General features: G+C 35.8%; 11 protein-coding genes. 1 reads left to right on the top strand and 10 read right to left on the bottom strand.

Features of this window, described 5'->3' with window-relative positions:
* Positions 1–116: 116 nt before the first annotated feature.
* The 9 genes from coaE to citZ all read right to left on the bottom strand — a co-directional run bounded on the left by coaE (position 117) and on the right by citZ (position 10,923).
* On the bottom strand, positions 117–713 hold the full coding sequence (coaE, locus tag MHH85_RS02825) for a dephospho-CoA kinase (protein ID WP_193740704.1): 597 nt from the start codon (positions 711–713) through the stop codon (positions 117–119).
* A 13-nt stretch (positions 714–726) separates the two neighbouring features.
* Positions 727–1,539: a bifunctional DNA-formamidopyrimidine glycosylase/DNA-(apurinic or apyrimidinic site) lyase gene (mutM, locus tag MHH85_RS02820; RefSeq protein WP_340705881.1), complete on the bottom strand. Its 813-nt coding sequence runs from the start codon at positions 1,537–1,539 to the stop codon at positions 727–729.
* A 12-nt stretch (positions 1,540–1,551) separates the two neighbouring features.
* A complete protein-coding gene (polA, locus tag MHH85_RS02815; RefSeq protein WP_340705880.1) occupies positions 1,552–4,179 on the bottom strand; it encodes a DNA polymerase I in 2,628 nt (875 codons plus the stop codon).
* Positions 4,180–4,504: 325 nt separating this feature from the next.
* Positions 4,505–6,049 (bottom strand): two-component system histidine kinase PnpS, encoded by a 1,545-nt coding sequence (gene pnpS, locus MHH85_RS02810; protein ID WP_340708114.1) that lies wholly within the window; start codon positions 6,047–6,049, stop codon positions 4,505–4,507.
* Complete coding sequence (locus MHH85_RS02805; RefSeq protein WP_193740707.1) at positions 6,049–6,762, bottom strand: response regulator transcription factor; 714 nt, start codon at positions 6,760–6,762, stop codon at positions 6,049–6,051. Before MHH85_RS02805 ends, pnpS begins: the two co-directional genes overlap by 1 nt.
* 49 nt (positions 6,763–6,811) lie before the next feature.
* Positions 6,812–7,288: a MaoC/PaaZ C-terminal domain-containing protein gene (locus tag MHH85_RS02800; RefSeq protein WP_193740708.1), complete on the bottom strand. Its 477-nt coding sequence runs from the start codon at positions 7,286–7,288 to the stop codon at positions 6,812–6,814.
* Between the two features lie 152 nt (positions 7,289–7,440).
* Positions 7,441–8,379 (bottom strand): malate dehydrogenase, encoded by a 939-nt coding sequence (mdh, locus tag MHH85_RS02795; RefSeq protein ID WP_340705879.1) that lies wholly within the window; start codon positions 8,377–8,379, stop codon positions 7,441–7,443.
* An 81-nt stretch (positions 8,380–8,460) separates the two neighbouring features.
* A complete protein-coding gene (icd, locus tag MHH85_RS02790) occupies positions 8,461–9,726 on the bottom strand; it encodes an NADP-dependent isocitrate dehydrogenase (protein WP_193740709.1) in 1,266 nt (421 codons plus the stop codon).
* An 81-nt stretch (positions 9,727–9,807) separates the two neighbouring features.
* Positions 9,808–10,923, bottom strand: coding sequence for a citrate synthase (gene citZ / locus MHH85_RS02785; RefSeq protein WP_038187768.1), 1,116 nt, complete (start codon positions 10,921–10,923; stop codon positions 9,808–9,810).
* A 249-nt stretch (positions 10,924–11,172) separates the two neighbouring features.
* Between citZ and MHH85_RS02780 the strand changes: the two genes are divergently transcribed.
* Complete coding sequence (locus MHH85_RS02780) at positions 11,173–12,147, top strand: AI-2E family transporter (RefSeq protein WP_340705878.1); 975 nt, start codon at positions 11,173–11,175, stop codon at positions 12,145–12,147.
* Here the strand turns inward: MHH85_RS02780 and MHH85_RS02775 are convergent.
* On the bottom strand, positions 12,128–12,517 hold the full coding sequence (locus tag MHH85_RS02775; RefSeq protein ID WP_193740711.1) for an FxsA family protein: 390 nt from the start codon (positions 12,515–12,517) through the stop codon (positions 12,128–12,130). The genes MHH85_RS02780 and MHH85_RS02775 overlap by 20 nt on opposite strands.
* Positions 12,518–12,523: the final 6 nt, after the last annotated feature.

Raw genomic sequence — 12,523 nt, 5'->3', positions numbered from 1 at the left:
AATTGCGTTATACTTATTTTATTAATTCGAAAATTAGTATAACACATTTTAGAGAAAGTAAAACCTATTATGATGAACATTTAAAAGTTAGTGAATTCTGATTTTTCTAAAATGCATTATTTAAGTACATTCCACTTAATTAATATTTTATGCAATTGCTCTCTCGTTGATTCGAGCGATTTATTATTATATATTACTGCATCAGCACCTTTTTCCTTTTCTGATAACGGAAGTTGAGAACTAATTCTGGCCTTAGCATCTTTTTCAGATAAATTATTTCGTTCCATTAAACGCTTTAATTGTGTTTCTTCTGTGACAGATACAACTAAAATCTTCTCAACGAAATGTTGAAGGCGACTTTCAAATAATAATGGGATATCCATTACAATATCTTTTGCACCATTTTCTAGTAACTCATCACGTTGACGAAGCATTTCTTGGCGAATAGCCGGATGAATAATATCATTTAACGTTTTACGTGCTGCAGGTTCATGGAAGATAATATCCCCTAGTTTAGGACGATTAAGTGTACCATCATCCAGCAGCACTTCTTCGCCAAATGCTTCCACTATTTGTTTTAGCGTTTCTGTTCCAGGTTCAACTACAACACGCGCTACTAAATCAGCATCAATAATAGGCAAATTTAACTCTTTTAACATTTCTGCTACTGTACTTTTACCACTCGCAATACTTCCAGTTAATCCAATAATCATCTATATCACACCTTTAATGTTGGCAATTTGGGCAATAAACTGAGTTTCTGCCACCAATTATCTTTTGTTTAGTATCACCATTACAAGTCGGACAAGTCTTTTTCCCATACATTTTCAATCGATGTTGCATACTACCCGCTTCACCATTAATATTTCGGTAATCCGAAATGGTCGAACCACCAACATCAATACTTTCTTGCAAAATATGAACAATTGTCTTAAAAAGTTCAATTTTACGTTCCTTACTGATTCGTGACAATTTACGTGCAGGATGAATATTCATTTTAAACAGCGCTTCTGTTGCATATATATTCCCGCAACCTGCAATCACATGTCCATCCATAATGACTTCTTTAACCGCCTTATTTGCATACTTCGTTAGATTTACTTTCTCAAGAAAATGAGATAGCGCTTCATCTGAAAAAGGTTCAGGAGCCATTTCAAGAAGTGGTGGATGCTCTTCTAGCTCATGTAAAAAGCGCATTTCACCAAAACGGCGAATATCCGAATAGACAAGCCAGTTGTGATCATCAAATTGGATTAATATATGCGCATGCTTTAGAAATTTCTCTTCTGTAATATCACTAAGTTGCGATACATGGAACCATGCGCCCGTCATCCCTAAATGGTTGACGAGCAAATATGGGTTCCCTTCTTTCTCCAAGTGGAAAAATATATATTTAGAGCGACGTTCAATGCTTTTAATAGTCATTCCTTCAATCGCTTGTTTAATAACCTCTGAAATCGTCACATGATAAATCGTTTTACCTGTAACGACCGGTTGTAATGAACGCACCACACCTTCTACTTCTGGTAATTCCGGCATGCGATCACTCCTTTATTTTGTATCATACCAAGTTGGACCAAATGCAAAATCGGCTCTAAGTGGTACATTGAGTTCGAATGCTTTCCCCATTACTTCTGGAACTAATTTTTCAAGAATAGGAATTTCCTCTTTTGGTGCTTCGAAAATTAACTCATCGTGCACTTGGAGAAGCATTTTTGTTTGTAAATTTTGCTCTTTTAACGCCATTGCCATATCTATCATTGCTTTTTTTATAATATCGGCTGCACTACCTTGAATTGGCGTATTCATAGCAGTACGCTCAGCAAAACTACGTAAATTGAAGTTTGAACTTTTCAGGTCTGGCAAATAGCGACGACGATTTAAAATAGTTGTCACATATCCTTTTTCCTTCGCTTCTTCCACGATAGTTTTCATATAGTCTTGTACACCCGGGAAGCTAGCAAAATAACGTTCAATAAAATCTGCGGCTTCTTTACGTGTAATATCTAAGTTTTGAGATAGACCGTAATCACTAATTCCATAAACAATTCCAAAGTTAACTGCTTTTGCTGCTCGACGCATATCCGATGTTACTTCCTCTTCAGATACGTGGAATACATTCATCGCTGTATTTGTATGAATATCTGAACCATTTTGGAAAGCATTGATTAAGTTTTCATCACCACACATATGAGCCAATACACGTAACTCAATTTGTGAATAATCGGCTGCAAAAAGAAGCCATTCTGGATTTGAAGGAACAAATGCTTGGCGGATTTTACGACCCTCTTCAAGTCTTACAGGAATATTTTGCAAATTCGGATCTGTAGAACTTAAGCGCCCAGTTGATGTTAATGCTTGCTGGAATCTTGTATGAATTTTTTGATCTTCTTCGTGAATTTCTTTTAATAATCCTTCAATATAGGTTGATTGCAACTTTCCAAGCTGACGGTACTGTAAAATATGACGAATAATTTCATGTTCTGGCTCTAGTTTTTCTAATACATCCGCTGCTGTTGAATAACCTGTCTTTGTTTTCTTAATCACAGGTAATCCCAATTTTTCGAACAAAATAACCCCAAGTTGTTTCGGTGAATTTATGTTGAAGGCTTGACCAGCAATTGAATAAATATCTTCTTCAATTGTTTTTAGTTTCGTTGTTAAATCATGCCCCATTTCAACAAGTCGTTCACGATCTACTGTGATACCTTCGCTTTCCATTTCACTCAATATGGAAGCAAGTGGTAATTCTAATTGTTTATACAGCTCAAATTGTTCATTTTCTCGAAGAAGTTGTTCTAATTTCGGCTGCAAAATGAATACGGCATTAGCTTTACGACAAGCATGCTCCGCCACAGATTCTATTGCCGGAGTGGCTTTCTTTGCACCTTTACCATATACATTGTCATTGGATAATACATCAGTATAACCAAATTCTCTTGAAATCGTTGCAACATCATCAGAAGGTATAGCGGGATTCACAATATATGCCGCTAAGAGCATATCGAATTCTACTCCTGCTAATTTAATACCATCACGTAATAATGCGGCTTGTGCGGCTTTTGAATCGACCATATACTTCTTCTTTGAAGCATCTTCTAACCACTCTTTTAATAATACTGATGCCATTGCTTTGTCGTAAGGAATATAATATGCTTGCTTATCATCCACTAATGCAATACCAAATCTGTCGCAAGTATGATAGTGCTCATCAGCAAGTTCAATATGTACAGCCATTGCATCTTGTAACTGCTCTGCTGATACATCTTCTAATATAGAGAAAGTTAGTTCCTTTGTTGTTGTTGCTTCTGATTGAAATTCACTTTTTTCAATTAATGATTTAAATGATAAATCTTGCCATAAAGAAAACAACTCATCTACATTTGGACCATCGTACACTAAGTCATCAAGTGTAATAGTAATAGGTGATTGACAATCAATCGTCGCTAATTGTTTGCTCATTTTCGCTTGCTCTTCATTGGTCGTAAGTTTTTCTTTTAACTTTGCTCCACTTACTTGTTCTACATTTTCATATAGTTCTTCGATTGTTGGATATTGTTTTAATAATTTGATGGCTGTTTTTTCACCGACACCAGGTACACCAGGTATATTATCTGATGCATCACCCATTAGACCTTTCATATCGATAATTTGCTCTGGCGTTAAGCCATATTTTTCTTGAATATGATCCGGTGTATATTTTTCAATATCCGTCATACCTTTACGCGTAATATAGACAGTTGTATTATCAGATGCAAGCTGCGTTAAGTCTTTATCTCCACTAACAACGATTACTTGTAGCTTTTGTTCTTCAGCTTTTTTACTTAAAGTGCCGATAATATCATCTGCTTCGTACATTTCCAGTTCATATTGTTTAATACGATACGCATCTAATAATTTACGTAAATACGGGAATTGCTCTGATAATTCAGGTGGTGTTTTCTGACGCCCACCTTTATATTCTCCGTATGTAGAATGACGGAACGTCGTTTTACCAGCATCAAATGCAACAAGCATTTTTGTTGGTTTCTCCTCTTCTAATATTTTCTGTAACATCGTAGTAAAGCCATAAACGGCATTTGTGTGAATACCGCTATCATTTGTTAATAATGGTAATGCAAAAAATGCTCGATAAGCTAAGCTATTGCCATCTAAAAGTAGTAGCTTTTCCTTTGTCATATATACACTCTCCTCTTACATTTTCTCTATTTTGAGCTGTTTGCTTTATATGTTATTATGCACGGAATTTCTTTTTTCCTAAACGTCAAAAAGCCGTCTCCTCCTTCTATCTTACCACGCGTGTAAGTAGAAAGGAAAATGACGACTGATGAAAATACGAAAAAATGTTCGTATTATATATTTACTATATTCTGCTCTTTAAATTCTAAAAAAGAATCTAGGATAACCTAGATTCTCGCTTCCAAAAACACTGGTTGAAGGGGGCTTCGAATATTATATTAACAAAGGATTATGAAGAGTATATATATAAATTGTAAACGTTGTGTTAATTTGGTTGTTTTTCCGGCAAAATAACACGCATTGTCGTTCCTTTACCAACTTCACTCTCCACTTGAATTTTACCGTGGTGCGCCTCTATTAGATGCTTCACAATTGCAAGACCAAGACCTGTTCCACCAGAATTACGACTACGTGCTCGGTCGACACGGTAGAAACGTTCAAAAATTCTTGGGATTTCAGGTTTTTCAATTCCAATTCCCTCATCGATTATTTCAATGACACCACTTTTATTTTGTTCATATAATTTTACTTTAATTTTCGTATTCTCTGGTGAGTAAGTAGTTGCATTTGTCATTAAATTCATCACTACCTGAATTAATCGGTTTTCATCACCTTCAACTACAACATCCTGCTCAATTTCCGCTTCGAAAGATATGTTTTTTTCCTCAAGACGCGGCACTGTCATTTCAGTCGCCCTTACAATTATATCCTTTAGACTTGTACGCTCAATATTGACAGTAAAACCATGCTTTTCAATTTTCGATAACTCAAGCAAATCTAAAATAAGCATCTGCAGGCGATTACTCTCTTTATTAATAATTTCTAAGAAGGATAATAATGTACCTTGGTCTTTGTAAGCACCGTCTAATAATGTTTCTGAAAAACCTTTTATCGATGTGATAGGGGTACGTAATTCATGCGATACGTTTGCTACAAAATCCTTGCGTATTTGCTCAAGTTTTTTCAATTCCGAAATATCGTGCATGATAATTACAATTCCCAGCCAGTGACCGTGTTCTCCTATTACCGGCGCACCATATACTTCCATATGGTGGAATTCTTGTTGGATTTCTATTTGCATTTGTTTACGATATGTTATTTCTGTCATAAAGACGTGATCAACAAATTGCTCTAATTCATTCGGTAATCCTAATTCGCGGAAAACCTGTTTATAAACTGTATCATGAGGCACATCGAATAACTCCAAAAACACTTTATTAACAATAGATACATGCCCTTCCTTACCAATCATTATTAGTGCACTACCCATATTTTCTATCAGCGTTTTTAGACGTTCTTGCTCCATCTCGCGAATCATCATAATATCTTGCAAGTTACGAGCAAGTACATTAACCGCATTACTTAGTTGTATCGTTGGTGATTCTACATTTTCATATGCCCTTGCACGATAATTTCCTTTTGCCAACTCTAACGCTGTATTTGTTACATTATCTATAGGTTGAGCCAAATTCTTTATTAAGCGCGAAGTAATAACCATAAGTAGTATAAAGGTTATTATCAAAGTGACAATAAGCATAATCCATAGACGAATTCTTATATCCGATAATTCATTTCCGCCAAAATCAAGCGGCAGGGCATTTATTATAGCCTGTTCTTGATCTCCAGTTAAATCAATACTTTGCTTTTCTATTGCACGTAAAATATTTTCATGTGATCGAATGGAATTAGAGCGTATAGAATCCTCTACATATACAGGAAAAAGCTGGCCTAGTATAAAACCAAGACCAGCTAACGCTGTACCATACAGAAATCCAAAAGCAATGAGCAACCTAATTTTAAGAGTTTTCATCATAGCTTCGGCTCCTCAAATTTATAGCCTAAACCTCTTATTGTTTTAATGAATTTTGGTTTCCGACTATTTTCTTCAATTTGTTCACGTAAGTGACTAATGTGTACATCAACAATCCGCGTATCTCCTGCAAAATCATAATTCCATACAGCACTTAATAGCTGATCGCGAGTTAACACACGATTTTTATTTTCTAATAAATAGACAAGAAGTTCAAATTCTTTTGGAGTGAATTCTAACACTTCCTCTCCTAAGAAAGCTTCAAATCGATCAGGTAATACTTGCAGTTGTCCAAATGAATAGGTTTGTTCAACATGCTCTTCTTCTTCCTTCACTACTTCTGCCACTTTAGAACGGCGTAATACCGCTTTAACCCTAGCCATTACTTCACGCGGACTGAATGGCTTTGTCATATAATCATCTGCTCCAAGCTCAAGACCAAGTACTTTATCGAACTCATCGTCTTTTGCTGTTAACATAATAATTGGTGTATTGATTTTCTTAATGCGTAGTTCTTTACAAACTTCCATGCCGTCCATTTTAGGTAACATTAAGTCTAATAAAATTAAATCTGGCTTTTCCAAAATCGCTTTGTGTAAGCCATCTTTCCCATCGTTTGCAACTACTACTTCATATCCTGCCTGTTGGAGATTGTATTGTAATAATGTTGCAATTGAAATTTCATCTTCTACTACAAGTATTTTATATGTCATGTTTTTTCCCCCGCAATTGATTTGAAACCCCCATTTCAAACCTTTGCTACTAGATTTCTTCTTTCTTGTTTACAGAATCATCTTGTTCACGATTCGGCGGATTTACTGTCACTTTACCTTGCATAACTAGCAAGCCTTCATCATTACGTCCTTCAATATTCACAGTTACTTCATTAAGCTCTATATTCACTGCGGTTACTTCAAGTAAAATATGAATCGTATCATAATGATATACTGGTTGCGGATATTCAAATTGTTGCGAAGTAATATAAGAACCAGGACCCGGAATATATTTTGAAATAGCTGATGTTACTACACCATTCAACATGATTGTAGGTACTACAGGTTTTTGAAAACTAGTCTGTGAGGTAAAGTCATGTTGTATGTATAGAGGATTACTGTCATTGGTTAAGCCGAGATATAATAGTAAGTCTTTATCTTCGATTTTCTCTGTTAGCTGTAATGACTCGCCAACAGACAACTCTTGAATTTTTCTACCTAACTTTCTCTTCTTGCCAAGTAACACAATATTCCCCCTTAAATAATTTGGTATTTCAATAGTATCAATAATCAGTAAAAAAAGACAGTATGATTGCATACATATATTATATAATCTGAATTTTTTTATATCAAAAAAAAAAAACGAGTAGGTAACAACCTGCTCGTTAATAAAGTATATTAAGCAAGAACTTTCATAACGTTTTTAACTGCTTCTGCAGAGTTATCTAAAGCCTCTTTTTCTTCAGTTGTTAAATCTAATTCAATAATTCTTTCGATACCGTTAACACCAAGAATAGTTGGTACACCAAGGTAAATATCATTGTAACCATATTCGCCTTCTAAGTAAGCGATTGATGGTAATACACGACGTTGGTCTTTAATTATTGCTTCAGTCATTTCAACTAACGCTGCAGCTGGAGCATAGTAAGCAGAACCGTTACCAAGAAGGTTTACTATTTCAGCACCACCGTTACGTGTACGAGTAACGATTTCTTCTAAACGCTCAGGAGCGATTAGTTTTTCTAGTGGAATACCACCAGCGAATGAGTAGCGAGTAAGCGGGACCATAGTGTCACCATGACCACCAAGAACAACACCAGTAATATCTTTAACTGAGATGTTTAACTCTTCTGCGATGAATGCACGGAAACGAGCTGAATCAAGAACACCCGATTGACCGATAACGCGGTTTTTAGGGAAACCAGATTCTTTGTAAACTGTGTAAGTCATTGCATCAACTGGGTTTGTTAATACGATGATTGTTGCTTCTGGAGAGTATTTTACAATTTCTTTTGTTACTGCTTTCATAACGCTTTGATTGATCAGAACTAAATCATCGCGGCTCATTCCTGGTTTACGAGCAACTCCAGCAGTAATGATTACTACGTCAGAATCAGCAGTATCAGCATAATCAGAAGTACCCTTTACACGTGCGTCAAAACCTTGTACTGGAGAAGCTTCGAACATGTCAAGAGCTTTACCTTTTGTTGGATTTTCAGCTTGTGGAATATCTACTAATACAACGTCACCAAGTTCCTTTTGTGCAACTAAAAAAGCAGATGTAGCGCCAGTGAAGCCCCCACCAATTACAGAAATTTTACTACGTTTCAAAGTCATTCGAATACACTCCTTTGATAATAAATATAAAGAGGGAAAAGGGGAAAAAATCCCCAATCCCCTCATTCATCTAGTCTAATATTACAGGTTTTTAATTAATTCGTCAGCAAATGCAGAACATTTAACTTCTGTAGCGCCGTCCATTAGACGAGCAAAGTCATAAGTTACAACTTTAGAAGCAATTGTTTTTTCTACTGATGCAGTTACTAAATCTGCAGCTTCTTTCCAGCCTAGGTGTTCAAGCATAAGAACGCCAGAAAGTAATACTGAAGATGGGTTTACTTTATCTTGTCCAGCATATTTTGGTGCTGTACCGTGAGTAGCTTCGAAGATCGCATGTCCACTAACATAGTTGATGTTAGCTCCTGGAGCGATACCGATACCACCAACTTGAGCAGCTAATGCGTCAGAGATATAGTCACCGTTTAAGTTCATAGTAGCTACAACATCAAACTCTTTTGGACGAGTTAAGATTTGTTGTAAGAAGATATCAGCAATCGAATCTTTTACTAAGATTTTACCAGCAGCAAGTGCTTCTGCTTGTGCTTTATCAGCAGCTTCAGCGCCTTCAGCTTCTTTGATTGCATCATATTGGTTCCAAGTGAATGTTTGGTCAGCAAATTCAGTTTCAGCTAATTCGTAGCCCCAAGTTTTGAATCCACCTTCAGTGAACTTCATGATGTTACCTTTGTGAACTAAAGTTAAAGATTCGCGTTTTTCATTAATTGCATAGTTAATAGCAGCGCGAACTAAACGTTGAGTACCTTCTTTAGATACTGGTTTAATACCGATACCTGAAGTTTCTGGGAAACGGATTTTGTTAACGCCCATTTCAGTTTGAAGGAAGTTGATAAGTTTTTTAACTTCATCTGAACCTTCAGCATATTCAATACCAGCATAGATATCTTCTGTGTTTTCACGGAAAATAACCATATCAGTATCTTCAGGACGTTTAACTGGAGAAGGAACACCTTCGAAGTAACGTACAGGACGTAAACAAACATAAAGGTCAAGTTGTTGACGTAATGCTACGTTTAGAGAACGGATACCGCCACCGATTGGTGTAGTAAGAGGTCCTTTAATTGCGATTAAGTATTCATTGATAGCATCAAGAGTTGCTTGTGGTAACCATTCGCCAGTTTGGTCAAATGCTTTTTGTCCAGCAAGTACTTCTTTCCACTCGATAGATTTTTCGCCATTGTAAGCTTGTTTTACTGCTGCATCGATTACGCGTGATGCTGCTGCCCAAATATCTGGACCGATTCCGTCACCTTCGATGAATGGGATGATTGGATTGTTTGGTACTTTTAGTACGCCATTTTCAACTACGATTTTACCGTTAGACATGAACTTGTTGCCTCCTAATATTCATAATCAAAGGGCTGGTGCCAAAACCTAGCGCCGCCCTCGACTTTTTTATTATACCAATTATCTTTCGTTTACAGGTACATATTTTTGCATTCCTGGTCCAACATACTCTGCACGTGGACGAATTAAACGATTGTTAGCATATTGTTCGAAAATGTGAGCTACCCATCCAGATACGCGTGAAACTGCGAAGATTGGAGTGAATAAATCGTGATCGATACCTAAAGAGTGGTATACAGATGCTGAATAGAAATCTACGTTTGGTGGTAGATTTTTTTGTCCAGTCACCATTTCATGGATTTTCACTGACATTTCGTAATATTCAGGTTGACCAGTTAATTTAGTTAACTTTTCAGACATAACTTTTAAGTGTGGAGCACGTGGATCACCTTTGCGGTATACGCGGTGTCCGAAGCCCATGATTTTAACTTTATTAGCTAATTTATCGTTGATATAATCTTCAACTTTATCAACTGAACCAATTTCAGAAAGCATTTTCATTACTTGTTCGTTAGCGCCGCCATGTAAAGGTCCTTTAAGTGCGCCAATTGCAGCTGTAACACCTGAATATACATCAGATAATGTAGCTACACATACACGAGCAGTAAATGTAGATGCATTTAATTCGTGGTCAGCATGTAATACTAATGCTTTGTTGAATGCTTCAACAGCGATTGCTTCTGGTTCTTTACCAGATAACATATAAAGGAAGTTTGCAGCGTAGCTTAACTCTTTTTTAGGTGCTACTGGTTCTAAACCTGCGCGAATACGAGAGAACGCAGTTACAACAGTAGAAATTCTAGCTTGCAATTTGATTGCTTTACGATAGTTTGCTTCGTCAGACATATCCTCAGCATCTTCATCATATAAAGCTAGTAAAGAAACTGCTGTGCGTAATGCAGCCATTGGGTGAACAGATTTGATGTCATAAGTTTTAAAGTGATCTAATACCGCTTGTGGCACTTCCATATTGTCAGCTAATTGTTGTTTCAATTCAGCTAATTCGTCTGCTTTAGGAAGACGTGTGTGCCATAGTAAGTAAACTACCTCTTCAAAAGATGCATTGTCTGCTAAGTCATCAATATTGTAGCCAACATATGTAAGAGTATCATCAATTATAGAACTGATTTTAGTCTCTGCTGCTACGACACCTTCTAATCCGCGTGTTGCTGTCATAATATATCGCTCCTTCTCCAAATGTATTAGATAACATTCACAAAATTACATAAATGCAACCTATATTTTTTCGATATGAACCTATAAGTAAATCGCTTACATTGCTATTATAATAAATTTTGACGGCTTTGTGAATGAAAAGGCCATATTTCGTCCAAAAATCTAAATTTAGACAGAAACATTGTATTTTGTAGAAAAAAAATAACATTAACTAGGATGGAAAAATCATATTTTTTAAAGGATGATGTTTTGTTACAAGAAAAAATCAAAAAAACTACCGTGTATCGAATCCAATTATCCGTACTAATTGCTCTACTATTAGTGTTATCTTGGTTAGTTTTACCTTTAGCACTTGCTATTTTAACGGCTTATTTCGCATATCCATTACTAAAGTATTTAAACTCAACATTAAGACTACCTAGATGGCTAGCAGCATTAACTACTGAAGCTATTATTTTATCCATTTTCGTAGCAACTATACTATTTTTAACTTCTGTTTTAATCGAAACTTTACCAGAGATTAAACGTATAATTACGCAAGTTGAGTTCTTCTCTGATATGCAATCCATGCTACTCACTAATCTGCAAGAGAAATTTGTTTCCCTAGTAGATATGGCTATGGAATCGCTCGTAAATATTGTGCAATCCACCTTTCAGAATCTAATTAATTTTACTTTTTATCTAGTAGCCTTGTATTTTGCTTTATATGAAACAAGCAGGAATAGATTATGGTTTTTTATCTATTTACCTGCTCGCTTTAGAAAACCTATTCAACGTGTTTATGAAGAAGCTTCTCAACTATTCGGTTATTTTCTGTCAGTAGAATTACGTTTATTACTCCTGACATTCGCTCTTTTATCCGTAGGCTTAATGGTACTTGGTTTTTCATTTCCCGTTGGAAAAGCATTACTCATCTCTGTAGCAGATAGCCTTCCCTTTTTAGGAATTGGTATCTTCCTAATTCCAATGAGTATATATTTTTTTGTAACAGGTAATCAATTGCTTTGCATATATTTATTGATTCTCTATGCGGTAATTCAGCTCTCAAGACAATTCGCTGAATCGTATATGTGGGCGTCAACATTACATATCCGTTCCGTTCACGCGTTTATGATAAGTGCCATTAGTTTATTACTCTTTGGCATCGCAGGTATTTTAATTAGTCCATTCTTATTATTACTTGCTGTAAAATTAAGAAACCATCCTATTTTTGAATCAAAATAACTTGACCGTTTTTCATCTTTTTTCGTAACCAATAATAAAGAATTGGTTTAAAGAGATTTCTTGTAGGGCCAAAGACCAGAAGAAGACCAATAATATCAGATACAAAACCTGGCAAGACTAAAAACAATCCACCAATAAATATAAGTAAACCATTAATCATGGCATTACCTGGTGGTTGTCCATTTTGTATCGCTTGTTGAATATCCTTAAAAGCTTTAACTCCTTGCGTTTTAGCTAAATAGATTCCTAATATACCTGTGACAATAATTAAGACTAGCGTATACATGGCACCAATTAATTTTCCGGATACTAATACAACCGCAATTTCAATTATAGGAATCAACAAAAGAAATAATAGAATTTTACGCAATTTATT

It is taken from the genome of Viridibacillus sp. FSL E2-0187 (assembly GCF_038006425.1).
Taxonomy (GTDB): Bacteria; Bacillota; Bacilli; order Bacillales_A; family Planococcaceae; genus Viridibacillus; species Viridibacillus arvi.
The sequence above is the reverse complement of the archived record's forward strand: the minus strand, read 5'-3'. Positions and strand labels throughout refer to the sequence as shown.